Origin of the sequence: Lactobacillus sp. M0390, from assembly GCF_016102085.1 — a bacterium.
Lineage (GTDB): Bacteria > Bacillota > Bacilli > Lactobacillales > Lactobacillaceae > Lactobacillus > Lactobacillus apis.
In genome coordinates this window covers 71,346-96,974 of the sequence record NZ_JACFPH010000001.1, presented here as the reverse complement: position 1 = coordinate 96,974, position 25,629 = coordinate 71,346, and the positions used below count along the sequence as shown (strand labels likewise).

The 25,629-nt window shown below is 37.4% G+C and carries 21 protein-coding genes and 1 tRNA gene; 3 read left to right on the top strand and 19 right to left on the bottom strand.

The window, feature by feature from the left end:
- Window positions 1–3: 3 nt before the first annotated feature.
- Together H3R25_RS00460 and rlmD are read right to left on the bottom strand one after the other, a co-directional pair.
- Window positions 4–1,965: a site-specific DNA-methyltransferase gene (locus tag H3R25_RS00460; protein WP_198193782.1), complete on the bottom strand. Its 1,962-nt coding sequence runs from the start codon at window positions 1,963–1,965 to the stop codon at window positions 4–6.
- Between the two features lie 251 nt (window positions 1,966–2,216).
- On the bottom strand, window positions 2,217–3,584 hold the full coding sequence (gene rlmD, locus H3R25_RS00455; RefSeq protein WP_198193780.1) for a 23S rRNA (uracil(1939)-C(5))-methyltransferase RlmD: 1,368 nt from the start codon (window positions 3,582–3,584) through the stop codon (window positions 2,217–2,219).
- A 175-nt stretch (window positions 3,585–3,759) separates the two neighbouring features.
- Here rlmD and H3R25_RS00450 point away from each other — a divergent pair, with 175 nt between their 5' ends.
- Window positions 3,760–4,473, top strand: coding sequence for a Bax inhibitor-1/YccA family protein (locus H3R25_RS00450; protein ID WP_198193778.1), 714 nt, complete (start codon window positions 3,760–3,762; stop codon window positions 4,471–4,473).
- Window positions 4,474–4,699: 226 nt separating this feature from the next.
- On the top strand, window positions 4,700–5,707 hold the full coding sequence (locus tag H3R25_RS00445; RefSeq protein WP_198193776.1) for a choloylglycine hydrolase family protein: 1,008 nt from the start codon (window positions 4,700–4,702) through the stop codon (window positions 5,705–5,707).
- A 60-nt stretch (window positions 5,708–5,767) separates the two neighbouring features.
- On the opposite strand, the gene H3R25_RS00440 is transcribed toward H3R25_RS00445, so the two are convergent.
- From H3R25_RS00440 to H3R25_RS00365, 16 genes are all read right to left on the bottom strand, one after another.
- Window positions 5,768–6,688 (bottom strand): diacylglycerol kinase family lipid kinase, encoded by a 921-nt coding sequence (locus H3R25_RS00440; protein ID WP_046306347.1) that lies wholly within the window; start codon window positions 6,686–6,688, stop codon window positions 5,768–5,770.
- A gap of 30 nt (window positions 6,689–6,718) precedes the next feature.
- Window positions 6,719–8,149: an Asp-tRNA(Asn)/Glu-tRNA(Gln) amidotransferase subunit GatB gene (gene gatB, locus H3R25_RS00435; protein ID WP_046306345.1), complete on the bottom strand. Its 1,431-nt coding sequence runs from the start codon at window positions 8,147–8,149 to the stop codon at window positions 6,719–6,721.
- 3 nt (window positions 8,150–8,152) lie between these two features.
- Window positions 8,153–9,592, bottom strand: coding sequence for an Asp-tRNA(Asn)/Glu-tRNA(Gln) amidotransferase subunit GatA (gatA, locus tag H3R25_RS00430; RefSeq protein WP_198193774.1), 1,440 nt, complete (start codon window positions 9,590–9,592; stop codon window positions 8,153–8,155).
- Window positions 9,592–9,894 (bottom strand): Asp-tRNA(Asn)/Glu-tRNA(Gln) amidotransferase subunit GatC, encoded by a 303-nt coding sequence (gatC, locus tag H3R25_RS00425; RefSeq protein WP_122034557.1) that lies wholly within the window; start codon window positions 9,892–9,894, stop codon window positions 9,592–9,594. Before gatC ends, gatA begins: the two co-directional genes overlap by 1 nt.
- Window positions 9,895–9,906: 12 nt before the next feature.
- Window positions 9,907–11,046, bottom strand: a complete 1,140-nt coding sequence (locus H3R25_RS00420; RefSeq protein ID WP_198193772.1) for a CamS family sex pheromone protein — start codon at window positions 11,044–11,046, stop codon at window positions 9,907–9,909.
- Window positions 11,047–11,059: 13 nt separating this feature from the next.
- Window positions 11,060–13,072 (bottom strand): NAD-dependent DNA ligase LigA, encoded by a 2,013-nt coding sequence (gene ligA, locus H3R25_RS00415; protein WP_198193770.1) that lies wholly within the window; start codon window positions 13,070–13,072, stop codon window positions 11,060–11,062.
- 43 nt (window positions 13,073–13,115) lie between these two features.
- The gene (gene pcrA, locus H3R25_RS00410) at window positions 13,116–15,362 is read right to left on the bottom strand and encodes a DNA helicase PcrA (RefSeq protein ID WP_122034555.1); all 2,247 of its coding nucleotides are present in this window, start codon (window positions 15,360–15,362) and stop codon (window positions 13,116–13,118) included.
- A gap of 79 nt (window positions 15,363–15,441) precedes the next feature.
- Window positions 15,442–16,089, bottom strand: coding sequence for a glycoside hydrolase family 73 protein (locus tag H3R25_RS00405; protein ID WP_198193768.1), 648 nt, complete (start codon window positions 16,087–16,089; stop codon window positions 15,442–15,444).
- A gap of 156 nt (window positions 16,090–16,245) precedes the next feature.
- Window positions 16,246–16,332 (bottom strand) — tRNA-Leu (locus tag H3R25_RS00400).
- A 63-nt stretch (window positions 16,333–16,395) separates the two neighbouring features.
- Window positions 16,396–18,147 (bottom strand): ABC transporter ATP-binding protein, encoded by a 1,752-nt coding sequence (locus tag H3R25_RS00395; protein WP_198193766.1) that lies wholly within the window; start codon window positions 18,145–18,147, stop codon window positions 16,396–16,398.
- A gap of 68 nt (window positions 18,148–18,215) precedes the next feature.
- Entirely contained in the window at window positions 18,216–18,902 is a 687-nt protein-coding gene (locus H3R25_RS00390; RefSeq protein ID WP_198193764.1) for a MarR family winged helix-turn-helix transcriptional regulator, read from the bottom strand.
- 127 nt (window positions 18,903–19,029) lie between these two features.
- Window positions 19,030–19,503, bottom strand: a complete 474-nt coding sequence (locus tag H3R25_RS00385) for a SprT family protein (RefSeq protein WP_198193762.1) — start codon at window positions 19,501–19,503, stop codon at window positions 19,030–19,032.
- Window positions 19,484–20,182: a glycosyltransferase family 32 protein gene (locus H3R25_RS00380; RefSeq protein ID WP_198193760.1), complete on the bottom strand. Its 699-nt coding sequence runs from the start codon at window positions 20,180–20,182 to the stop codon at window positions 19,484–19,486. The genes H3R25_RS00385 and H3R25_RS00380 overlap by 20 nt, the downstream gene beginning before the upstream one ends.
- Window positions 20,183–20,184: 2 nt before the next feature.
- Window positions 20,185–21,615, bottom strand: a complete 1,431-nt coding sequence (locus tag H3R25_RS00375; RefSeq protein ID WP_046306326.1) for an oligosaccharide flippase family protein — start codon at window positions 21,613–21,615, stop codon at window positions 20,185–20,187.
- A 3-nt stretch (window positions 21,616–21,618) separates the two neighbouring features.
- The gene (locus H3R25_RS00370) at window positions 21,619–22,764 is read right to left on the bottom strand and encodes a CDP-glycerol glycerophosphotransferase family protein (RefSeq protein WP_198193758.1); all 1,146 of its coding nucleotides are present in this window, start codon (window positions 22,762–22,764) and stop codon (window positions 21,619–21,621) included.
- Between the two features lie 199 nt (window positions 22,765–22,963).
- Complete coding sequence (locus tag H3R25_RS00365; RefSeq protein WP_198193757.1) at window positions 22,964–23,812, bottom strand: aldo/keto reductase; 849 nt, start codon at window positions 23,810–23,812, stop codon at window positions 22,964–22,966.
- A gap of 207 nt (window positions 23,813–24,019) precedes the next feature.
- On the opposite strand from H3R25_RS00365, the gene H3R25_RS00360 reads away from it, so the two are divergent.
- Window positions 24,020–24,766, top strand: coding sequence for a CPBP family intramembrane glutamic endopeptidase (locus H3R25_RS00360; RefSeq protein WP_198193755.1), 747 nt, complete (start codon window positions 24,020–24,022; stop codon window positions 24,764–24,766).
- Between the two features lie 76 nt (window positions 24,767–24,842).
- Here the strand turns inward: H3R25_RS00360 and H3R25_RS00355 are convergent, their stop codons facing one another.
- Complete coding sequence (locus H3R25_RS00355) at window positions 24,843–25,604, bottom strand: GntR family transcriptional regulator (protein WP_198193753.1); 762 nt, start codon at window positions 25,602–25,604, stop codon at window positions 24,843–24,845.
- Window positions 25,605–25,629: the final 25 nt, after the last annotated feature.

The following is a 25,629-nucleotide window of genomic DNA, read 5'->3' as shown; positions in this document are numbered from 1 at the left end:
AACTCAGTACCTCTTTATTAAAGAAACTTTACTATCTAGTTGCTTCAAACCGTTCTCTAGCTCACGCAACCCAGTAATATTAAATGAATATCCAAATAACACAACACTTTGCAACTGAAGCTTATTGGTTCCTATCAGATTCAACAGCTCTCTAGTTTGTGAACTCCCCCATCCTTCATTAATAAGATAAAGACGATTATCAACTAAATGAGCAAGATAGTTACTAAACTTAAGATTTTTAACTTCCACATCCATGGCATATCCATCTTGAACTAGCCAAGTGGTAAGAATGGTTTGTTCACCAGAGGCATCTCCAGGGATATTTAGACTCTTACTAGAAAATCCTTCAATCATATTAGTAAATAAGTTGGTGTTATTAGGATCAAAGTCCCCGATGTTCTCTAGGGTCTGTTTAGTAGGCTCTACTACCCTATAGTGCTTAAAGCTAGCGTCAAAATTATCAGGCAAAGTTAAGTTATTATTTTTTTTAATTTTTTCCGCTGCTCGGTGTATACGTTCCCGTGAAATTTCATCAATAGATTTAAATCCAGCATCATAAGCAGCTTTACCACCCTTAGTAGGAATCTTCTCACCCTTTCGGTTTAGTTTTGGTAATCCAGTTTTTTTATCTATTTCATAAGTTTTTTCAGGCAGCTGAACCATAATAAATTTACGTTGTCCACCATCTTCAGCATTTAATTGCATAACAGCATCGGCAGTTGTTGATGATCCAGCAAAAAAATCCAGAACTATAGAATTGCTATTTGTCCCCAGATCTATTACCCGTTTAATGTAGTCTGTAGGTTTAGCAGTACTGAAAACTTTTTTTCCAAAAAACTCCTGTATTTCTTTTGTACCAGTAGTTGCAGTACCAACATCATCCCATATGGACTTAGGAGTCAATCCTTTATTTTTTGCTTCAGAAAGAAATCTTTTTAGCTGGGGGCCTGATTCCCCGCGTTTTCCAAATATAATCCTATCATCATCGAAAAGCTTCCTATATTCGCTTTCTTCTGTCCGCCAATGCCTTCCAGCAGTGGGTGTAAAATACGCGCCTGTTTTAGGATTCTCAATTCTATATTCTAGATTTTTACGTATACCAGGAGCATCAAACGGGTCTGCTTTCCATGGTCCTCTTATATCATTATCAGGATTAGAAAATCCTTTATCACTCATACATAATTTAAAGTTTGACTTATTTTTGTTGAATTCACTAATTTGTCTTGTATAGATAAGCATACTATTATGATTTAGCGAAACAACAGCATCATTTGAAACAGATTTTCTTGAATTCCAAATTATGTTGCTAATAAAGTTACTTTCACCAAAAATTTCATCACAAATTTCTTTTAAATTAGCCATCTCATTATCATCAATAGAAATAAAAATCACACCGCTGTTAGACAGCAGATGTTTGGCTAATTGCAATCTTGGATACATATATGTTAGCCAAGCAGAATGACTTGAATTTTTCTGAATGCTCTTTAAACGTTGTAATTCGTTGTCATCTAATCCAAACATTTCTTCAATTTTTCTATCGCTATACTCAAATTTGTCAGGATAAATAAAGTCGTGATTTCCAGTGTTATAGGGGGGATCAATATAGATCAGATCAATTTTATTTTGATAATTATTCTGCAAATGCCGTAAAACTTCTAAATTATCTCCAGTAAAAAATAAATTGCGAGAGTCTGAACCCTCTCCCATATTTTGTTCTTCATCTGGAACAATCACACTAGTCGGCATTTCACCAGCCTGACGACGTGCATAGTCCTTACCAATAAAGTTTAATTGATACCCTTCACTAAGTTCACTTATATTTTTGTTCTTCAATTGACCTTTAAATTTATCAAGATCAAACGACCCATCTTTAGCAATAAATTCTGGAAGTTTTTCCTTCAATTCATTTAGAAAAGCAGTATTTGACTGCACGCTATCATTGTATTTTTCTATATCTGTTTTCATTTTCTATTCTCCAAAACTAAATCTAGAAACATTGTACAAATGTTTAAAAGCATAAATTCATTTAGAGCAAGGCGCTTAATATTATTTATTGATTTTACGCCCCTACTTTACTCTCCGCATTTTCATATTACATATGTATAACTTTTAATCAATTTATTAAAAGTTCCCTAGACCTTTTTATTCTCAAATACAAAAAATCTGTAATATGATATCTAGTCATATAATTAACAGTATCTGCGAATGTAAACTGTTTATCTGACTTCATTACCATATTTTTCTCTTTCCAGCACCGTCACAGCTTCAACATGAGGTGTCTGTGGAAACATATCAACTGGATCAATGCGCTCAAAACTATAGCCATGTTCCAGCAATTCTTGCAGATCACGAATCATTGTTGCGGGGTTACATGAGATATAAACAATCTTTTTTGGATTTGTTTTAACAGCGGCATCAATAAATTCTGAAGTCAAACCCTTTCGAGGTGGATCAACAAAAATCACATCTGTTTTCATCCCTTTGGCCGCCCACTTAGGCATTACCTCTTCTGCCTTACCAGCAACATATCTAGCATTGTCGATATTGTTCAGTTCAGCGTTGTTGTTGGCATCCTTGACAGCATCACGGACACTTTCAATTCCCCTAACTTCTTTAACATGCTTGGCAACAGTCAAACCGATCGTACCAATTCCTGAATATGCATCGACGACTACATCATCGGGAGCAAGTTCAGCCTTTTTGATGGCTAAATCATATAAACGAGGCGTTTGAAGTGAGTTAATTTGGAAGAAACTCTCGGGTGAGATTCTAAACTTCACATCACCAATTTGATCAGTAATCTGTGGCTTACCAAAAATTAAGTAATCTACCTTTCCCAGAATAACATTGGTCTTCTTCGGGTTATAATTCAATACTAAACTAGTGACACCATCAATTTGTTTAATAGCCTCTGCTACTTTTGGTAACTGAGGAAAATCTTTATGCAAGCAAACTAAAATCACCATGATTTCACCGGTAGCTTTGCTCCGGCGAACATCTAAATACCGTACTTCACCTTTGTTGTGCACTTCATCATATGCAGGTACGCGGTACTGACGCAATATATCTCTAACGGCAACCAAAACACGGTCAATTTCTGGATCAGTGGTAAAGAAATTAGTTAGTGGCACTAAATCGTGCGAATGCCGTCTGAAAAAGCCAATTTCAAGTTGCCCATTAACTTCTCTCACCGGAACCTGTGCCTTGTTACGGTAGCCTGTTTCTTCAGGACTAGGCAAAGTTTCGCCTACTTCTACATCATCTAAGTGTGCCTTTTTCAATAAGTTCACTACTTGGTTACGTTTGAACTCTAATTGCTTATCATATTTGATATGTGCTAAAGATGCTAACCCTGTTTGAACCCACTGGTTAAGTTCAATGTTTACTCGATCAGGACTTTCCTTTACAATTTCTTCAATTTTAGCAAAAGCAAAGTTCTTTTTGACCTTTAAAATTTTGGCTTTAACTGTCTCCCCTGGCAGGGCATTAGTGACAAAAACAGTCATGCCTTCATAATGGGCTACACCCATTGCTTCATATGATAAGTCAGTTATTTCTAAGTCGATAATTTGATTTTTTTCCATTTTTTGTCCTTTTTTACAAACAATAATTAACATTACTATTTTACTAAAAAAACTGGTTAAAGTAACGGCATTGCTCATTCTTAACATTGATTTAATTTACAGCAATATCGCTTCACTCTTTATTCAAACTGTGTTAGGTTTATTATTAATCTTATTTATAGAGAGGACGTTAATTATGAACGATTTTGATACTAATTCAAATAAGCGACAAATTCACAGTATTTCTGAAACCAACGGCTTTTTAACCAAAATGTATTCACTAATGGCTGTAGCCGTATTGATTTCGGCCTTAGCAGCTTACTTAACAATGACCGTTTTCAGATCTGCAGTAATGAATATGCCTGTAGCTATGATGTGGCTCATTTTACTAGTTCCACTTGGTTTATCAATGGGGATTAGTTTTAATGCTAACCGTAGTCCAATCGCTAGCATGATTATGTTGGCCATTTTATCTATTATCTATGGTTTTGAGTTCGCATTAATCGCTGGTTTTTACACCGGCTCTCAAATTACTACTGCTTTTGTTTCATCAGCAGCTGTCTTTATTGCAATGGCACTCTTTGGTACATTTACCAAAAAAGACCTGTCCAATTGGAATGCCTATCTAGGTGCAGCTTTAACTGGCTTTTTAGTAGCTTGGCTTGTTAATATGTTTTTTAACAGCCCAGCAGTTACATACGTATTTTCATTTATTGGTGTAATTATTTTTACTGGTTTAGTTGCTAGTGATGCTAACAAAATGAAAATTATTTATAGCCAATACGGCAATCAAGTTTCAACTAATGGCTTAGCTGTTCTTGGCGCATTGCAACTCTACCTTGATTTCGTGAACATCTTCATGTTCTTATTAGAAATTTTTGGTGGTAGCGGCAATAGCAGCAATAACTAATTTGAAGCTAACCTAACTATTTAAAGACTTTGTCACTTAATCAGGTGGCAAAGTTTTTTTATGTTCCAAAAACTCCATATACAATTATGATGAGTAAATTACTATCTTTCTTTAATGTTTTTCTTAATATAGCTTGAATTAAGTCTTCAACACTCTTATACTTTTAACATATACATTAATTTATATAAATATTTTTTATATAGCTAATTAAGCAGGAGGTTGCAATATGATTGGTTGTAGTAGTTTTACACTGGAAACAAAAGATCATAAACACCTATTGTCACGAACAATGGACTTTATGATGGAAATGGCAGAGCAAGTTGTCTTTGTTCCAAAGAACAAAACTTTTGCCGTTTCTTATGACGATAAAGAAGAAATCACTAGTAAGCATGCTTTTATCGGTATGGGCAGCATTCAGGAAGTTGATAATGCACCAGTAACTTGTGATGGTGTTAACGACGCTGGTGTTACTGCTGGTGTCCTATACTTCCCTGGCTATGCAAGCTATAAGGAAAAGGCTACGGACAACACTTGGGCTGTTTCACCAGACAAAGTAATTTCAGCTATTTTGTCTCAAGCTGCTTCACTTGCAGAAGTTAAAGAGTTATTTGACGAGAAGATTTCAATTGTTAATGAAGCTAGCGTAACTTTGAAAGTAGTTCCACCACTACACTTCATTTTCTCCGATACTTCAGGCAAGAGTTTAATTGTTGAACCAGAAAAAGATGGTGTTCATGTTATTGAAGACTCAATCGGTGTTATGACTAACAGTCCTGACTACCACTGGCATGAAACTAATTTACGTAACTACCTATCTGTTCAACCAAAGCAACATGAAGATATTGAATTTTTGGGTAAAACATTGAAACCTTTCAGTCAAGGTTCAGGAACATTTGGCTTACCTGGTGACTTTACGCCAGTTTCACGTTTTGTCAGAACAGCTTTCATGAAGAACAATGTTGAACAGCCAGCAGATGAACTTTCAGCAGTTACTCTTTCTCACCATATTTTGGAATCAGTTAGCATCCCTCGTGGAATTGTTGTTACTACAGATGATACCTTTGACTATACTTGCTACACTGCTTATATGTGTGCTGAATCAAGAAGTTACTACTACGCAACTTACGGCAATCAACGAATCAGATGTGTAAGATTAACTCCTGAATTGGAGAAAGAAACTGATTATCGTGAATTCAAGGTTCAACCAAAAGAAGACATTGATTACGCTAATTAGTTAAAAATAAGCAATAAAAAAGATCGCTCGTTTATGAGCGATCTTTTTTATATTTGCATTTTATTCTCCAACAAAGAATTCAATTCGTTGCTGTAAATTTTTAAAAGTAACTGGACAGTAATCACCAATTTCACCATCAAGATTGACTGGTAGCTTTTGTCCTAAGCTTTTACCTACCAGCTCAATCTTTAAGCTACGGGTTTTAGTGTAAATAATATCCGGATCATCAACGTGCTTACCGTTCATGGCTAAAGCCATCAGTTTCAACAATTTAACTGGCTCAGATGGCTTAACAATAATCAATTGAAACAGTCCATCACTAAGCTCTGCATCAGGCATAATTTGTTCAAAACCACCAATTGAATTGGTCATACCCAATAATAGCATTGATAGTTTACCTTCATACACACCGGCATCATAGGTAAGACGTAGTTCATTTTCAGTCAAATGAGGTAACATCTCCGCTCCTTTGATTAGGTAAGCAGTATAGCCCAAAGCTGATTTAACTTCGGAAGGAACATCATAAGTTAGTTCTGTTAACGAGCCACAAGCGGCGATATTAACAAAATACTGTCTATCCTCACCAAATGTTGCTTCACCGATATCCATCTTACGGGTTTTGTTGTTGAGAATGACCTTAGTTGCACCTGATATACTATCACGCGGTATGCGCAATGCACGAGCATAGTCGTTAGTTGTTCCTGCAGGAATAATCGCCATTTTTGGACGCTGTTCCAAAAAGGCAATCCCATTAACAACTTCATTGATTGTGCCGTCACCACCAGCTGCAACAATTAAATCAAAGCCAGCTTTGGCTGCACGCGTTGCTTCTTTTTGAGCACTTTGCTTTTCAGGTGTTGTTCGATAAGCACTTGCTTCATAGCCTGCTTGCTCTAACACGTCTAAGATGTCAGCGACATTCTTGGGCATCTGTTCGTGACCAGATACAGGATTATAGATTAATCTTGCTTTTTTAGTCATAGTTACTACCTTATTACTTAAAAATTGACATTAACGTTTTTGCAATTCATCGTTTAGCAATTGGTTAATCACTTTAGGATTGGCTTTACCACGAGTTTGCTTCATGATTTGACCAACTAAGAAGCCAATTGCACGATCCTTACCGTTCTTGAAGTCTTCAACGGATTGTGGGTTGTTATCAACGACTTCCTTAACCATTGGTTCCAAGACACTAGTATCAGATAACTGAACCATTCCTTGATCTTCAACATACTTCTTCGGATCAGTTCCATTAGCAATTGTTTCAGCAAAGACCTTCTTAGCAATCTTAGAAGAAATGGTACCATCTTTAATCAATTTGATCATTGCGGCCAAGTTTTCTGGTGTCAACTTAATGTCAGCAAGTTCAACACGGTTATCATTTAGGTAACCATTAACTTGGGTGTTCATCCAGTTGGCTGCTAATTGAGGATCAGCACCGGCAGCAACAGTTTTATCAAAGAAGTCAGAGCTTTCCTTTGTTTGAAGAAGAACATTTGCGTCATATTCCTTCAAACCGAATTCATTGACGTATTGGTTGTAACGTTCTTCAGCCGAACGAGGTAAGCTGGACTTGATTTCTTCAATCCATTCATCACTGATGTGATCAGGTGCAATATCTGGTTCAGGGAAGTAACGGTAATCTGCGTCACCTTCCTTAACACGTTCCAAAACAGTTTTACCAGTTGCTTCATCGAAACGACGAGTAGAAATTTGAACACGACCACCCGAAAGCAAAACTTGAGCTTGACGTTTTTCTTCGTATGCAAGTGATTTACGTACGTGTTCAAAAGAGTTAAGGTTCTTCATTTCGACCTTGGTGCCAAGTTCCTTTTGACCGGCAGGTCTAATTGAGATGTTGGTATCAACACGCATTGAACCCTCTTCCATCTTAACGTCGGAAGCACCAGTGAATTGAACAATTTTACGCAATTTTTCCAAATATGCATAACCTTCATCAGGATCAGAAATTTCAGGTTCAGAAACAACTTCTAGAAGTGGAACACCTTGACGGTTTAAGTCAACATATGAAAAACCATTAGTTCCGTGAGTGTTCTTACCGGCATCCTCTTCAATATGCATTTCGTGAATACCAATACGTTTCTTCTTACCATGTACTTCGATTTCAACATAGCCATCACGAGCAAGTGGTTGGAAGAACTGCGTAATCTGATATGCCTTCGGACTATCTGGGTAGTAGTAGTTCTTTCGGTCAAAGTGTGTTGTTGGCAAAATATGTGAGTGCGTTGCTAAAGCAACCATAATTCCCAAACGGTAAACATCTTTATTGACGTATGGTAAAACACCAGGCATACCCCAGTCGATTACGTTGGTTTCTGTGTTAGGCTTTGCACCATAACTAACTGGTGAAGGTGAGAAAATTTTACTCTTAGTTTTTAATTCGAAGTGGACTTCGAATCCAATTGTTGATTTAAAGTTCATTAATTAATCCTCCATTCCAGCTGGTGTTTTTTCATAAAACTTATTGTTACGTTCAATGAAGTCTGCAACTTGGAAAATGCTACCTTCATCAAAGCGCTTAGCCATCACTTGCAAACCAACTGGCATGCCATCAACAAGACCAGCAGGCACACTAGCAGCTGGAATTCCAGCCAAGTTAGCAGAAATGGTTAAAATGTCGTTATTGTACATTTTAATTGGATCAGAAATTTCACTACCAATGTTAAATGCAGGCGTAGTTGTGGTTGGGCCAACAATTACATCGTTATCAGCAAAAATCTTATCAAAGTCATTGCAAATCAATGTTCTAACCTTAGAAGCTTGTCTAAAGAAGCGATCATATGAACCAGCTGATAAAGCAAACGAACCCAGCAAAATACGACGTTGAACTTCTTCGCCAAAACCTTCCGAACGAGATTTTACATATACATCTAACAAGTTCTTGGCATCTTCAGCACGGTAACCATAACGAATACCATCAAATCTCTGAAGATTTGATGAAGCCTCACTTGAAGCGATAATGTAGTAGTCAGGAACAACATATTTTGTTAATGGTAATGAAACTTCATTAATAATTGCACCAGCATCCTTTAAAACATCAATTTGTTTTTGGATTACTTCATGCATCTCACCATCAACGGCATCCATGTATTCTTTAACCACAGCAACATGCAGACCCTTAACGTCCTTGCCGATGTACTCTGTAAAGTCTGGTACTGCTCTTGTGGAAAGAGTTGAATCATGCTCATCGGAACCAGCAATAACGTTAAGAACTTGTGCAGAAGTCTTTGCACGTTTACTCATAACACCAATTTCATCAAGTGATGAAGCAAAGGCAATAAGACCCCAACGTGAAACACGGCCATAAGTTGGTTTAATACCAAAAATACCGTTAAAAGCTGAAGGTTGACGAATTGAACCACCAGTATCAGAACCTAGTGCAGCAACTACTTGACCAGCGGCAACGGCTGCAGCTGAACCACCAGAAGAACCACCTGGAACTTTATCAAAGTCCCATGGGTTATGAGTAGCACCAAAATATGAATGCTCTGTTGAAGAACCCATGGCAAATTCATCCATGTTAGTCTTACCAACAAAGGTGACATGAGCCTTCTTCAAGCGATCAATAACAGTTGCGTCATAAACAGGAATATAGTTATCCAAGATATGACTAGCTGCAGTTGTTTTGACATCTTTAGTGATGATGTTGTCCTTAATGGCAATTGGAATACCAGCTAATTTATTATTAGCAAAATCCAAGTCCCCATCAGGCTTTGCATCTTCTTGAACTGTAATCCAAGCATTTAGCTTTTCATCAGTCTTCTTAATATTTTCAACGGTGTCTTGCGCCAATTTGTCTGCAGACAAAGTTCCTTGGGCAAGTTTTTCATTTAATGAATCAATATCTTCGTGTAAGTAGTTCATTACTCGTCCTCATCCTTATTAATAATTACAGGAACCTTGATAAAGCCATTGGCCTGTTCAGGAACATTTTTCATTAATTCTTCGCGAGTTTCCCAGTGCTCAGGTTTATCTTCTCTAAACACAGTGTCACGATCAACTACTTGCACTGTTTCTTCAACACCATCAGTATCAACTTCTGATAATTGATCAGCCATGTTGATAATTGAGCTCATTTGCTCAGTAACTTTACCTATCTCTTTTTCATCAATTTCAAGTCGCGATAATCCCGCAACGTGCTTAATTGTTTCTTCTGTAATTTCCACGCATATACCTCCTTATTCGCCGCCATAAATATGGACTTGATAACTACTATCTCCTGATTCTTTCGCAACCAAGGCTTGAACATCATTAACAGAACCGATCTTTATTTCAAGAGGAACATTGTTAGGCAGATATTTTTTCGCCGTGGACAGAACAAGACGAGTAAAACTCTGAATCTGTTCATAACCATAAAATTGAGTAGTAATTGAAATATTTTCTTGAACCAATTTTCCGTTTTCATAACGCAATGATGCTGTCACACCACTAATATTTGGAAAATAATTTTGAATTGATTCTTTAAAACTGTTAAAGCTGGATGCATCGTTACTGTTGATTGCTTTTTTACCACCAATCGTCGGTAACACTTCTGTTTGGGTATTAATAGTTTTCCATTTAGATATTTTACTACTATTAGCAGCCGCTGTCCCGCTCAAAAAGTAAGTTCCACTAACGAGTGAGTCCTTACTCTCTTTTGAAAAAAGGCCAATTGTGATTGGAATATTCTTCAAAGCTTTTTTCTTACGCAAGCGTGTCACAACTTCTTGGGCTATTTTTTGCCCATATTGCTTTTGGTTTGAACGAGAAATGGCCATTTGATATTCAGGGCCATCTTTTTTCTTCTGGTAATAATCAACCGAATTAATTGCTAAGCCAATGCTCATCCCCGCAATATGATAACTTGAGCCTGAACCATTCAAAAAGTCTTGTTCAATTATTTCTTCAAGATAATATGGATTATATTTTTTCTTTGAACCAAGTTCAGGATTTAGCCCTAAAGGATTGCTCTTCGATTTACGTCCCAGCCAATCATTGGCCACAGTCGTATTAATATATTGTCCTTCTTGGAAAACATAAGAGTTAGGTGAATATACACCCTTCGAAATTTGAATCAATCCACGTTCAAGTTCACGCGTATCAACCGAATTATCATTACTGGTCGCAGTTAAACCAGTAATTGGACTGGTTACATAGTGACCATTTTTTAACAATACTGTATAGCCATTGTTACCAGTTTCAGTTGTTTGATAGGTTTTAGTATTCGTATTTGTTGAAGTTTTGGCATTATTAGCCAAATTGGAATTTTTTAGATTCCCACAAGCACTCAAGCTAAGTGCCGCACCTAAAACTGCTATTATCTGTAAATACTTTTTCACTTTAATTGTTCCTTTATTTAACTTGAGCAACTGCTTCTTCCTCAGTTAATAACGCTACACCAAGCTTTTGGGCCTTAGTATACTTAGAACCTGCATCCTTACCATAAATTACATAATCGGTTTTCTTTGAAACTGAACCAGTCACTTTTGCACCTAAAGCCTGTAATTTTTTCGTAAATTCACTTCGTGTGAAATGGGATAGTGTTCCAGTTAAGACAACTGTTTTACCCTTAAAGTAATTGTCAGGAATGTCTTCAATTTGCTCTTCTGTTTCGCCCAAGTAATCCATATTAACGCCACTAGCTTGCAATTCTTTAACTAGTTCAACCACTTCATCCTGAGCAAAATAGGTTGTTAGCGATTCAGCAATTGTCATACCTATTGTATCGATAGCAGCAACCTCTTGCACGTCAGCTTCCATAATCTTTGCCATATTTTTAAACTTTTGTGAAATTAAGCGGGCTGCCTTTGCACCGACATGATCAATTCCTAGACCAGTAAGCAAAAGTTCAACAGAATTACGCTTTGAATTATTAATTGCTGTTAACAGATTATTGATAGACTTATCTTTAAAATGATCAAGCTTAGCCAAGTCACTTGCTTGCAAGTGGTATAAATCTGCTACGTTATGAACAAGATCGTTAGAAATCAGTTGACGCACAATTTTTGGACCAAGGCCATCAATATTCATTGCTGGACGAGAAGCAAAGTGCGTAATTTCCTCTTCCATCTGTGCTGGACAAGATGGGTTCACACAACGTAAAGCCACTTCATCTTTTAAGTGAATCAATTTTTCCCCACAAGATGGGCATTCAGTAGGAATTGGATATGGTTCAGAGTCCTTAGGTCGTTTGGCTAACACAACTTCGGAAATTTCAGGAATGATATCTCCTGCCTTGTGCAGCATAACGGTATCACCAATTCGCACATCCTTTTGCTTTAGCAAATCTGCGTTGTGCAAAACGGCATGCGAGACCGTTGTTCCAGCAAGTTGTACTGGATCCATTATAGCAGTAGGCGTTACAACACCGGTACGACCAACCGTCCATTTAATTTCATGAACCACAGTTTCCTGTTCTTCTGGCGGGAATTTATATGCAATTTCCCAACGCGGAATTTTAACCGTATTGCCCAGTTCACTCTGTAAGCCAAGGTCATCAACTTTTAAAACAATTCCGTCAATCCCATAAGCAAGTGAATCTCTTTTAGCTGTATATTCGTCGATAAAGTCAAAGATTTCATCCATCTTCGAAAGGCGACGACCTGTTAAATCAGTGTGAAAGCCTAGATCCGTCATTTTTTCAATTGCTTGATGTTGGCTTGTAATTTCTTCAGGGGGATTAACCCAAGTGTAAATATAGGTACTCAGATTGCGATGCTTAGTAATATTGGCATCAAGCTGACGCAATGAACCCGCAGCAGCATTACGTGGATTAGCAAAAGTTGTTTCTCCCTTTTCATCACGCTCTTGGTTTAACTTCGCAAAAGCTTCTTTTCCCATGTAACACTCACCACGCACTTCTGTCGTGAGTTTTTCAGGCAAGGTTTGTGGAATGTCGGAAATAAAACGTGCATTAGCCGTTACGTCTTCTCCAACTTGGCCATTACCACGGGTTGAAGCCCGCATTAATTTACCATCTTGATATTCAAGGTTAATTGATAAACCGTCAATTTTTAGCTCTACGTTATATGCAACCTCATGACCAACTTGCTTTTGCACCCGTTCATCAAATTCACGTAATTCCTGTTTCGAAAAAACGTCACCCATTGAAAGCATAGGAATCTTGTGCGTAACTTTGGTAAATTCACTACCAATTTGTCCACCCACTCGCTGAGTAATTGAATCCTGCGTTACGAGTTGGGGAAACTGGTGCTCAAGTTCGACCAAACGCTGATAGTTTTGATCATAAACATTATCTTCAACTTCTGGTGCATCATTGGAATAATATGCGTTAGCCCATTCGTCAAGTTTATCTCTGAGGGAAGCAACTTCTTTTCTAGCCTCATCAAGAGTTAAGTCTGCCATTTTGTTCCTCCTGATTAATTTTTATTTATGTTTTTCGCTTTAATTATACCTTTTTAATAGGAGCAAATGCTGCTAGAAGGCGTTTAATTCCTTTATTTGGAAACGCAATATCGAGCTCCATGTCTTCGCCTTCGCCGTTAACTTTCGTTACAACGCCGTGGCCCCAAGCTTTATGTTCAACTTGATCGCCAACATTCCAGCCCTTCTTTTCAGCACCAATTGCACCACCAGCAGGTTTTGCCTTTGGTGTGTAAACTTGAGCACGCGCACGTTCATCAACGTTAGCAAAAGGAGCTGTTTGAACTTGGAAATCACTATTTCCTACACCCTCTGGAACTGAGTTTTGCATGTCAAGATCATCGACATCAATTTCTTCCAAAAATCTTGAAGGTGGATTGTTTTGCATCCGACCAAACATCATTCTGGAATAAGCATTGGTCAAAAAGAGCTTTTCTTTGGCTCTAGTAATTCCAACATAGGCAAGTCTGCGTTCTTCTTCTAATTGATCATCTTCTAAAAGGGCACGAGAAAGTGGGAATAATCCGTCTTCCATCCCTACCAAAAAGACCACTGGGAATTCCAAACCTTTAGCTGCATGCAAGGTCATTAATGCGACCTGATCATCATTATTTTCTAAATCATCCTGATCACTTAACAATGAAACTTCTGCTAAAAAGTCACTTAAAGCGTTAGCATCATCTTCTTCAGGTTCATATTGATCGTCAAAACGTTTAGTAACTGAAAGAAATTCATCCAAGTTTTCTAGTCTTGTTTCGGCTTCAATTGTATGTTCTGCCTTAAGTGCATCTGTATAGCCAAAATCCTGCAAAATCTTTTCGGTTAGGCCTGTAACACTATGATCTTTGGCATATTCAATTGCATCACGTAATTTAGCACCAAAGTCACTCATTTTAGCTGCAGCACGGGTTGAAATGCCTGATATATTAATGTGCTTAAAAGCGTCGATCAATGACAAGTTGTTTCCTTGTGCGACATCCATAAACTTGTCAACACTAACACGACCAATTCCCCTTTTTGGCGTATTGATGATACGGTTAAAACTCATTGAATCGTTTGGATTAGCAACTAGCTTGAGATAAGCCATGATATCCATAATTTCTTTTCGATCGTAGAACTTATGACCACCAACAATTTGATAAGGGACATTTGACTTCACAAAAGCTTCTTCGACTGTTCTTGACTGGGCATTGGTCCGATACAGAACAGCAAAATCTTTGTAGGAGCGGTTATTATCATCAACTTCTTCTTGAATCTTGGAAATGATAAAGTGGGCTTCATCGTCACCACTTTGAGCACGGTAATAAGTAATCTTTTCGCCATCGCCCTGATCAGTCCACAAGTTCTTTTTCTTGCGATTACGATTATTGTCGATTACTGCGTTGGCTGCGGACAAAATATGACCAGTTGAGCGATAGTTCTGCTCTAATTTGACAGTTTGAACCCCAGTATCGCGGTAATCATTTTCGAAGTTCATAATGTTTTCCATATTGGCGCCACGCCAGCCATAAATAGACTGATCTGCATCACCAACAACACAGATATTTTTATATTGTGCCGCTAATTCATGACATAATTCATATTGTGCTTGGTTAGTATCCTGATACTCGTCAACGAGCATATAACGGAATTTATTTTGATAATAATGTAAAACTTCAGGATCTTTTTTAAAGAGAACCAATGTCTGCATAATTAAATCGTCAAAATCCATAATTTGGTCATGTTTCAACCGCTTTTGGTATTCCTGATAGACTTTAGCAGCCATTTTTTCAAAAGGTGATGCAGCACTATCCTCAAATGCTTGTGGCGTTAAGAGGTCATTTTTAGCATTTGAAATGGCAGACAAGATGCCTCTGGGTTCATACATTTTAGGATTAATGTTCAGTTCTTTTTCAATGTGCTTAACCAAAGTCAATTGTTCGGCTGAATCCGCAATTGAAAAATTACGACCATAACCTATCTTATCTGAATCACGCCGTAAAATACGGACACATAAAGCATGGAAAGTTGACATCCAAATATCATTTGCGGCAGGACCAAGAAGTTTCTGTTCACGCTCGCGCATTTCGCTGGCTGCCTTATTGGTAAAAGTAATTGCCAGAATGTTCCAAGGCAAGACTTGTTTTTCTTCTACTAAGTAGGCAATTCGTCTTGTTAATACGGAGGTTTTGCCTGAGCCTGCACCAGCCACAACCAAGAGTGGACCCTCTGTCGTTTTTACGGCCTCTTTTTGTTGCGGATTTAATCCTGCCAAAATCGATTCTTCGCTCATTATAATTCCCTTCACAAATAAAATTATGTAACTAATTCATTGTACCAAAAAAGCAGGCAGCTTTTAGCAAGAATACCTGTTATTTATCAAAACGATCAAGGTTGTACTCCTCGATTAATTTAATTAATTTGGCCGCGTAATCAGGATCTGTGGCATAGCCGTCCTGAACTAATGCATGCGCCTGCTTTTGATAATTTTTAGCAGCTAGAACATGCTTATACTGCTGACTATTCCATGTAGTACCCTTTTGGAAAAGCCGAGCATGCGCACGAATTGACGCTTCATAGGAATCATAGATTTGGAAGCGTGCCTTCACGACAATCCACTTACCCTTTTGATATTCCTTTGTCTTCAAAATCGCTGAGGTATTCGGATTGCTACCTTTCACGCCAAACAGATTATTGTACTTTTGAGACAAACTGCTCTGACCATAGTCACTCTCAAGGCATGCCTGGGCAATTGTAATACTTGGAAGTAAATCAAATTCCTGATCAACTTCCTTGGCAATTGGTCCAATTTCTTTAATAAATGCTTTGTGCTGCCTAATAATCTTTTGTCTAGCTTCTTCACGGGCGAGTTGCTCTTGTCTAATTTGCTCCGTTTGAATTGCTTGCCGCCGATAATATCTAAACGCTACAAAAGCAATAATTAAAACAAATAAGATGATAAATGTTCGCAAAATAATAATAAAATTTGATTGCTTTTTGCCCCTACGTTTTTTTGGCATAGAAATTCCCTTACTCTTTTAGTTATTACTTTTTAGTATAACCTCTTTCGGACATAAAAATGTGCAATGTAATTAATTTTTAAAATAAAAAAGCACCTTTTTAGTAAAGGTGCTTTTATCGGATACAAAAAATGGAGCCGAAGCTCCATTAATTAGTGCGGGCAAGAAGACTCGAACTTCCACGATCAAAAAGCGATCACAAGATCCTTAGTCTTGCGCGTCTGCCAATTCCGCCATGCCCGCAACACATTCAATACTATACCTCAAAATGAAGTTTTACACAAGACTTTCTGGCAGTCTTTTTTATTAATCAACCATCTGTTCATTAACATAGCGCGCATATAAAGGATGTGATTTCATTAATTCATGATGCGTACCATGGCCTGTTATCTGACCATGTTCAATAAAGTAGATTTGATCAGCATTCACGATTGTGGCTAGCCGGTGGGCAATGACCAGCGTAGTACGATTTGTCATTAATTGGTCAAGTGCCTGTTGCACCTTGCGCTCTGATTCAGAATCCAAACTAGCAGTTGCTTCATCTAACATCAAAATCTTGGGATTGCGCAAAAATGCACGTGCAATTGCAATTCGCTGTTTTTGTCCACCAGATAATTTGATGCCTCGTTCACCTATTTCAGCATCTAATTGATGCGGAAAGGCACGGACAAAGTGATCTGCATAAGCAAGCTCTAACCCATGCCAAAGCTGCTCATCAGTCAGTTTTTGATCTAGTCCATAAACCAAATTAGCTCTAATCGTACCAGAGAAAATGGCACTATTTTGCGACACATATCCAATTTGAGAGCGCCAACTCGCCAGTTCAATCTCATCAATATTTTGCTTGCCAATCAAAATTTGCCCAGTTGCTGGGTGATAAAAGCGTTCAATCAAAGCAAAAATGGTCGACTTTCCAGCGCCACTTGGCCCAGCAAAAGCAATTACAGAATTGGGTTTGGCAACAAACGAAATTGAACTTAAAACCGGTTCATCTGTCTCATAATTGAAGCTCAGGTTTTCTGCTTTCAAAGTTTGATTAGCTATATCTGTCGGCTGACTTAAGTAACTTTTTTCTGGTTCAATTTGTAAAATTTGTTGGATTCGTTCGGTGGAACCTAAAGCTTTTTGAATCTGCGAGAAAAAGGTTGCAAAGTTGGCAAATGGCGCAATCACATTAAACAAGTAAAGTAAAAAGGCAACAAGTGATCCGCTTGTTAATGAGCCTTGCCCGACACGAATAAGTCCAAAAGCTAAAATGCCGGCAAATGCTGCCATCATCAGCGTTGTCATAATTGGCTGTAAGATTGCTTCAACGCGGGCATCGATTACTCCGATGTTAAAGATTTTATTAAGCATCTTTTTCCCACTTTGCTCTTCAAACTTTTCACCATTACTTGATTTAATCAGTCGAACTTCCGCTAATTTCTCACTGACATCACCGTTGAATTCAGCCGTTGCAGTTTGCAGCTTACGTCCAAGTCGCGCCATAATACGCCCCACCGGAAATAGAATTAAAATGACAACCGGCACAATTGTAAAAATTAAGACTGCCATTTGCCAATCCATCACAAAGAGAATAATTAATGAAAAAAGCAGTTGGATGGCACCGGTAATAAAGTTAGGAAATTGCGAAGCAATTAAATCTTTGATTACTCCAGTATCATTAACAAGACGTGAACTAGTTTCTCCAGCCTTATTTTCATCAAAATAAGAAATCGGTAATTTTAGCAGGTGCGACCAAAGTTTTTCACGTAAACTTTTTACGACACTTTCACCGAAGTAGCGCAAAATATAGCCACCAAGTGTGCCTAAGACAAGTTGAGCAGCAAAAACAACAATGATTAACACCATACTCCGGTAGTTGAACTTATTCCATTTACTTGTATCAACTAAATTACGTGTCAATAATGGCAGTAGTAAATTAGCTACACTCGTAACTAAACTGAAAAGCAAACCAGCGGCAAAGAGTCCTTTCTTTACTTTTAGTCCCTTTAAAAGCTGTAAAAAGTCTTTCATTTTAACCGTTTTTGTCTTAGTTTGGTCAGACTTAAATGTCATTAGTAGTACCGACTTTCTTAATTAAAAAAAAGCTTTTCAATTACTGAAAAACTTTTTCTTTTTTCTAACTACAATTCGTTATCTTCATTATGCCAAAATTCACGCCAAAAGTCGCGGTCGCCCTGCCAATTTTTGTCAAAATCACAGTATTTCTTAAAATCTTCACTACTATAACCATGACAGTGATCACGATAATGATGGTGACCATGCATCCGGTGACAGAGATCTCTCATCTCTTCTTTTGAGTAATCGTGATTTTCAGCATATTTGCGCCACTTGCTATAAGCCTTCATACGTACTGTTGGATCAACAAACTTTTGCGCATGTTGCTTAAAGTCCTCATCCCAACCATCAGCTATTTTTTCCAAGTAATGGCTAAATTGGGTTTGCTCTTCTTCATCTAGACCCGCAAAAAATGAACCTGTGTCTTGGGCCTTCTTTAATTCATCTAAACGAGCTGCTTCTTCTCGTCCTTCTTCAGTTAAATAAACCCTTTTAACTCGTTTATCCTGCTCATCTGTCTCACGTCGAATGGAGCCCTTAGCTTCCATTTTCTTTAAAAGCTCAGCTAAGGATCCAGGTTTAAGCGCCAGAATTTCAGCTAAATAGTTTTGGGTTAAGCCATCTTCGAGTCTAAGGACTGCCAAGACACGTTTTTGACCAGAAATAGGCTGCTTATTCTCAAACATAAAGTAGCGACTGGCACGCATAATAAAATAAAGTTGCTTCATTAACTTATCACTTGTTTGACTCATGATAAAACTCCTTTTGTTTTTCTATTTTTAATTTTTGTTAGGTACCTAATTTCTATAATTTGATTATAGTTTGGCACCTAACGATTTGTCAAACAAAATCCATGAAAACGGTAACTTTATTTTTAAACTAGCTTTTTACCAGCCTTAAAGGGCCACCGCATTTACCGCAAGCGTAGCGTCGTACGTTAATGCGGCGAACCCGCTTGAACTTCTGCCCACATTGCCGGCATTTATAAACAAATTTGGATTTTTGCTTTCTGCGCAATCCAATATCAGGTGCATAGCGACTGCCACCAACTTTTTTCAGCAATAACTTAAAATCGGTATCACGGTGACGGTAACCGCGGTTTTGTAAGTGTAAATGATAATGTGTTAGTTCATGTTTAATGATTCCAACTAATTCATCATGGTATTGCGGTTGTAAAAAATGTGCATTTATCTCAAGATGATGATCAGTTAAATGATAGCATCCCCCAGTTGTTGTCATTCGCCGATTAATCTTGGCTTGATGCAAAAAAGGACGGTTAAATGATGTCAGCGAAACATGTTCAACTAATTCCTGCAATTCTGCTTCAGTTAGTTCACCTGAAGAGTTTGGCATAAAGCGTCGCCTCTTTTTGCGTTTTAATTCTTACTTTGAACGCTGTAACAAGTTTTCTTTTTAGTGGCTTCTCGCCTTCCATCCAAGTACCAGTAAATACATGGATAGTCTTAGAATCAGCTGATGGGTTGCATAAAACGCCATCTGGGTATACGTGAATTCCCTCTTTAAGCTCTTGTTCTTGGTTGTTGGGCTTAGCACCATACTTGTTTTTTAAAATATCCGAAACAGAGACCGTATTAACACCAGCCAATTGATCGGCTCGATCGAAAGTGAAGTCGCGATCATCGTAATAGGCCAGCATATCCTTCAGTAGTGGATGGTGTTTTTCGGCACCAAAAACTGCCGTAAAAGGATTGTCCTTGTTTTCAAAGCCAACAAAAGCGCGACTATTAAGCAAACTTGTCAAATCGTCAAGGACGAGTACATCAGTATCCAAATAAATGCCGCCATATTCATAAACAGCCTTGGCACGAATATAGTCGGAAACGAAGGCCCATTTTTTTGCTTGATAGGCTTGTTCAACGTATTTGTTTTCATGAATGTCAAAATTATCCTCGTTCCATTCGATAATTTTATAGTCCTGCAAGTGTTTGCGCCAAGTTTTTAGACATCGTTGAATATTTTTGGGCTTAGGATTGCCTCCAACCCAAACATAATGAATTATTTTCGGAATCATTTTTAACCTCTAGTAAAAAGTTTCTTAACTAACATAATAATGTCCTGATTAAAATCAAGCTTAAATAGGAACATAAGGGCAAAATATAGGATGAACATTACAATTGATTTGATAGCCATATTGAAAAAGGCTGACGAAACAAGCTGCGGAATAAGCATCCCCACTACTAAGACAATCAGGGCTATCAACAGATATTTCGGAATCTCTTTAAAGGAATACTTAAAATCATATCCGTCACGCACTATCCACAACCGCAAAATCAAAACGATGAACTCAGTAATCAAAATTGCAATCATCGCACCCGTTGCACCGTACAATCTGTCTAAGAAGTAGCTCAGAACTACTTCAAGAATCGCACCAACTATTACCGGAATAGCATAGTCTTGGTCACGATGATTTGCCAAAGCGAACTGGTTAGCAAAAACGCCCCCAGTCGGTATCATCACTATTGTTAGTGCAAAGAAGAACATTAACGGCGTCATCGGAATAAATTTGTGACCAAAAAAGAAAGGAACAAATTCTTTTGTATTGGCCATGATAATCACTGCAAACAATGTTCCTAGCATGACGGTTGCTTCAAGCGATTTTTTCAGAATAACACGCTGCTCTTTTTTACCTTCACCGGCCATTTTGGGCATAATAACTAGTGAAATACTTGTAACAACTCCCAAAACCATATTTGATATACGTTGAGAATTGTCGTAGTAGGCCACCTGAGTTGAGTTTTGAAAAAGACCTAAAATCGGCTTATCAAGTGAAGTATAGATTTGCGTCGCAATTTGCGGAATTAATAATGTGATAATAGATTTAATTGTCGCTTGGTACTGATAAAAGTGCTTGACTGGCCCACCAACATAGCGCCGAATATCAAACCAGAAAACAAATGACCCGAGCATCGTTGAGACAGACATAATCAACATATATTTCCACAAGTCGCCTGGCTGTTTAACCCATAATAAAATCAAAACAACTGAAACTAGTTTAACCGCCGTATTTTTTAAAACAACACGACCAAAGTCTGCCAACCCTTGGAAAAACCATGAAATATCAACTTGAGCTGAGATTAAATATGGCACCATCAGCAAGATGTATTGCCAATACTTAATATGGAAAAAACACGCAACTAAAACAACAATTAGAATCGTAACCAAGCCCGCTAATGCTTGAAAATACCATAAGCCCCAAAATGCTTCAGTTAATTCTTGTGGGCTTTTAAATGCTCGTGTTTGCGAAATTGTCCTCATTCCAATATATGAAACTGATAATGTACAAAAGATCATTAAGAACTGGACAATATTATTAACATTGCTATAAATACCATAAGTTTTGGGACCTAAAATTCGCGATAAGTATGGCACCGTAATTAACGGCACTAGCACAAGGAAAATTTGGTAAACCGCATTATACAAGATATTTAAAAAAGTTTTTTTCACAACTTACCCTCTAATGTTCTTCATTAACTTAACAACATTTTCGCAATTTGACTCAGCTTGAACTTGGTTGGTTAGGTTTAGCCAATAATGTCGCTTTTGCTGAAACTGGTCAGGTTTGTCCAATGCTTCTAAAAGTTCTTGCTGGGTTTTCACACATATTCCAGGGACAACATCTTCATATGGTCCCATTAGTAAACCGCGCTTTTCTTCATATTGCTTCAAGTAGTTAGTGAGGAAAATAATTGGCTTATCAATTGTTAAATAATCAAAGTAAATTGACGAGTAATCAGTAATCAAAAAGTCAGTATTGCCCAACAATTCGTACAGGTCAACATCTTGCTGGTTGAGATAATCATTATTAAGGAAGGCAATATTAGAAAAATTGCTATGCAGATCTTCAAATAAGCGCATTTCATACGGATGCAATTTAACAATTAGATATTGATGCTTTTGTTTTAAATTATGATTCAATTGTTCAATATCAAAGTCAGCCAGCGTTAAAAAGTTACCCTGTTCAACCTGTCTCATAATCTGACTGTCTTCCATTTCATAGCGGAATGTTGGCATGTAAATACCAATTTTGGCATCAGCATCTTCGACTTTAAACAAATCCATCAATAGCTGCTTTTTGCTAATGGCAGGACTTTTCAAAACATCGAGTCGAGGAAAGCCAGTTTTTTGATATTTATTAGTTTCAATGCCGCAGCACGCACTCATCAAACTTTCGTATAAGTCACTACTTGAACAAACAATATCAGCATTTTTTTGCCATAATTTGGCGTTGCGCTGATCCGTTTTTCTAGTAGTACTATTTGCCATTATTCCCATTCGTTTAAGTGGAATACCATGCCAAAACTGGATATTAATCTGCTTAGCATGAACTTTAAATGGCTGGTGTGTGGTCAAAACGAATTTAGCCGCACCGATTTCGCGCCAAGTTTTAAGCGGTAAATGTGAAGACGGCCACGGTTCAACAAGTGTAACTTCATATTCTGGATGGCTTTTTTCCAGGTACTTGCCAAACAAATAACCATTGGAGCCTGACCTACCAGCTCCATTAAGAATGACCACTTTATTATCTTGCATTGGCGTAAAACGAGCAACCAGCTTCATTAATGCCAGATATAATCGAAACAAAAAACTCTTCATTATTTAACTTCCCAATTTCTTACTTAGTATAAGAGTACAGAAAAAGCTTGAGTGAACTCAAGCTTTTTTGCTTTATTTTTTAGTTTTTTAATCATTAAAAAAGATTTTTGCATCAGCCAAAATAATCTCATATCGACTAATGAAACTTTACCATTAACATTCTCAAGTCACTAGTTTTCAAAAAAGACCAGTTGATTGCCTAGTAAATCGCAAGTGGCTCCTTATGATCAGGCTTTGGGTAAGCTTGGTCTAAAGTTTGCAAATCTTCTTGAGTTAATTCAATCTCTAATGCTTTTACGTTAGACAATAAGTGCTCTGAGCTACTGCTTTTAGGAATCGCTAAAACATCTGGTTGTTGCATCACCCAAGCTAATAAAATTTGATAAGCAGTTGCATGATGCTGCTCAGCAATTTGCAAGACCGCCTGATTTTTCATCATTGTACTTCCCATTTTTGCGCCTCGTCCTAATGGGCTATATGCAATTAGTGGAACTTGTTTTTCTCTTTGCCAAGGAAGCAAACTGTATTCAATTCCTCGAGTTTCCAAGTTATATAAGTCTTCATTAGCAGCGCAATTACGTCCGCTAGGTAATTGCCATAGTTCTTCCATATCAGCTAAGTCAAAATTTGAAACACCCCAAGCATGGATAAGGCCTTCATCTTGTAAAGACTGTAGCTCAGCAATAGTCTCTTCTAATGGTATTGCTCCGCGCCAATGGTAAAGATACAAATCAAGATAATCTGTTTGAAGTCGCTTCAAACTATTTTCTAGACTTCGTCTCATATGTTCCGCAGACGCATTTGAAGGTAAAACTTTAGAAATCAAGAAAATATTAGACCGCTGGTAAGTTTTGATTGCCTCACCTACCAACTTTTCAGAACGACCATTGCCATACATCTCAGCCGTATCAATCACGCGCAAACCCGCATCAAGCCCAGCACGAATTGCAGCAATTTCTTCAGTTCTTATTTCTGGTTTATCACCCATTTCCCATGTACCAATCCCTAAAGCAGGGACCTCATGATGAGCAATTGTAATAGTCTTCATAAAATAGCTCCTTTCTGCAAATATTATTTGCATACTACTCATTTTTGATTTTAGCACACTCTTTATTGTAAACGATAACAATCCGAATTCTTAAGAAGTCCTACAATTCCTTTTCTTATTTTTTGAAGCTTGTGCATTTTACACAAGCAAGGAAATTGTATTTCAACAATATAGTCAATAAAATTAGACTAGTAAGAGGTGGTAAAAATGAATAATTCTTTTACAAATATCAATTCAACTAAATTAACCTTTAAACAATGGCTAATAATTCTGGGCTCAAACCTTCTAGCCTATTGCTGTTTAATGATGCCTGGTATCCAAATCCCAGACTTTTTAATCTTCGATGAAAACCATCCAACTTTTGTAAGTGGTATATTTCAAATACTAATAGTTGCGCTTTTTCTTGGAATTCAAATTTTGGGTGTTCAACTAGCTACTGGTAATAGATGGCACCGCTTATTTCATGGTCTTAAGGCAAAAGAGAGGCTCTGGGTTTTAGCTTTCTTTATTTTAGCTTACATTATTTCTGTTTTATCGGGGATGATTGCGCAAAAGCTATTCGGATCTGTTTCTGGTAATGCTGCAGCAGGCTTAGCAATGAAAACACCACACGTCTGGCTAATCTTTTTTTATCAAAGATTTAGTAGCGCTATCCAAATTTTAGGTGAAGAGTTCTTGGCAATTATGCCACTATTGGCAGTCACGCAATTGGCTACCTCTGCAAAGTTGCCGCATCCGCTATTATGGGGAAATATTGCTTCTACTTTAATTTTTGCGCTACTTCATCTATCAACATACGATTATAACCTTGGCTATGTCATTTTAGGTTTAGCATTTACACGGTTAGTTCTAAACTGGGCTTTTACGAAAACTCATAATATTTGGGTTAGTTTTTTAGTTCACTTTTTATTCGACACATTATCCTTCTTAATTTTATTACTAGCTACGAAATAAAAATAATCTTTTAATTAAAAGGCAGCTAACTGAACTAGTTATTCAGCTTGCTGCCTTTGGTATTATTGAAATCAATTTATTTTTCATTGTTTAGACGAAACTTCCCATCAACATTCGAATTGATGATATAAGTCATTTCATCTCCACGAACCACATAATGTGAAAATTCCAATGGCTGATCGAATTGATTATAAACTGTCTTATTAACCTCAAATAATGGTATTACCTTATCGAGTTTAAGCAGACTAGTTTGTTTTGCAGTTGGCAGACTTGTACTAATTTCACGATATGAATTTGCTGGTAATTCATGATATTTCTGTTCAAGATATTCATATAAAGAAGAGTCAGAGTTAATATTAACAAGCAAATCAGGAAACCGCTCAGCAGATAACCAAGCTTCATCTATCCCCAAAGGTGTTTTTTCAATTTCAGAAAGTCGTTTGATGTAAATTAAATCCGCATCATCAGGTAACATTAATTTCCTGGCAATATCGACGTTCTTGATGATTTCACGTTTCAAAATTTTGGTCTCACTCTTTTTATCAAGCGAAAGCGCAAATTCTGAAAAGCCTTGAATCTGATCCAACTTACCTATCATCTTCTTAGCGTTAACATATGAGCCTTTACCTTGAACGGTAACAACTAATCGCTCCTCGGTTAGCAACTTTAAAGCCTTACGAACCGTTATCCTACTTACGTTGTACTTTTGACACAAGTACTGTTCACTAGGCAATTTTTGTTCCGGCTTTAATTCATTATTTTGAATTTGCTTTTTAATATCAAGATATATCTTGCGGTAAAGCGGAACTACTGTTTCAATTGTCTTATCAGATCTCATTACAACACTCCTCAATACCACAATA

What these genes read in the sequence shown, in the direction of transcription:
- H3R25_RS00460 (WP_198193782.1), bottom strand. Translation starts at nt 1,965, where the DNA reads ATGAAAACAGATATAGAAAAATACAATGATAGCGTGCAGTCAAATACT.
- rlmD (WP_198193780.1), bottom strand. Translation starts at nt 3,584, where the DNA reads ATGGAAAAAAATCAAATTATCGACTTAGAAATAACTGACTTATCATAT.
- H3R25_RS00450 (WP_198193778.1), top strand. Translation starts at nt 3,760, where the DNA reads ATGAACGATTTTGATACTAATTCAAATAAGCGACAAATTCACAGTATT.
- H3R25_RS00445 (WP_198193776.1), top strand. Translation starts at nt 4,700, where the DNA reads ATGATTGGTTGTAGTAGTTTTACACTGGAAACAAAAGATCATAAACAC.
- H3R25_RS00440 (WP_046306347.1), bottom strand. Translation starts at nt 6,688, where the DNA reads ATGACTAAAAAAGCAAGATTAATCTATAATCCTGTATCTGGTCACGAA.
- gatB (WP_046306345.1), bottom strand. Translation starts at nt 8,149, where the DNA reads ATGAACTTTAAATCAACAATTGGATTCGAAGTCCACTTCGAATTAAAA.
- gatA (WP_198193774.1), bottom strand. Translation starts at nt 9,592, where the DNA reads ATGAACTACTTACACGAAGATATTGATTCATTAAATGAAAAACTTGCC.
- ligA (WP_198193770.1), bottom strand. Translation starts at nt 13,072, where the DNA reads ATGGCAGACTTAACTCTTGATGAGGCTAGAAAAGAAGTTGCTTCCCTC.
- pcrA (WP_122034555.1), bottom strand. Translation starts at nt 15,362, where the DNA reads ATGAGCGAAGAATCGATTTTGGCAGGATTAAATCCGCAACAAAAAGAG.
- H3R25_RS00405 (WP_198193768.1), bottom strand. Translation starts at nt 16,089, where the DNA reads ATGCCAAAAAAACGTAGGGGCAAAAAGCAATCAAATTTTATTATTATT.
- H3R25_RS00395 (WP_198193766.1), bottom strand. Translation starts at nt 18,147, where the DNA reads ATGACATTTAAGTCTGACCAAACTAAGACAAAAACGGTTAAAATGAAA.
- H3R25_RS00390 (WP_198193764.1), bottom strand. Translation starts at nt 18,902, where the DNA reads ATGAGTCAAACAAGTGATAAGTTAATGAAGCAACTTTATTTTATTATG.
- H3R25_RS00385 (WP_198193762.1), bottom strand. Translation starts at nt 19,503, where the DNA reads ATGCCAAACTCTTCAGGTGAACTAACTGAAGCAGAATTGCAGGAATTA.
- H3R25_RS00380 (WP_198193760.1), bottom strand. Translation starts at nt 20,182, where the DNA reads ATGATTCCGAAAATAATTCATTATGTTTGGGTTGGAGGCAATCCTAAG.
- H3R25_RS00370 (WP_198193758.1), bottom strand. Translation starts at nt 22,764, where the DNA reads ATGAAGAGTTTTTTGTTTCGATTATATCTGGCATTAATGAAGCTGGTT.
- H3R25_RS00365 (WP_198193757.1), bottom strand. Translation starts at nt 23,812, where the DNA reads ATGAAGACTATTACAATTGCTCATCATGAGGTCCCTGCTTTAGGGATT.
- H3R25_RS00360 (WP_198193755.1), top strand. Translation starts at nt 24,020, where the DNA reads ATGAATAATTCTTTTACAAATATCAATTCAACTAAATTAACCTTTAAA.
- H3R25_RS00355 (WP_198193753.1), bottom strand. Translation starts at nt 25,604, where the DNA reads ATGAGATCTGATAAGACAATTGAAACAGTAGTTCCGCTTTACCGCAAG.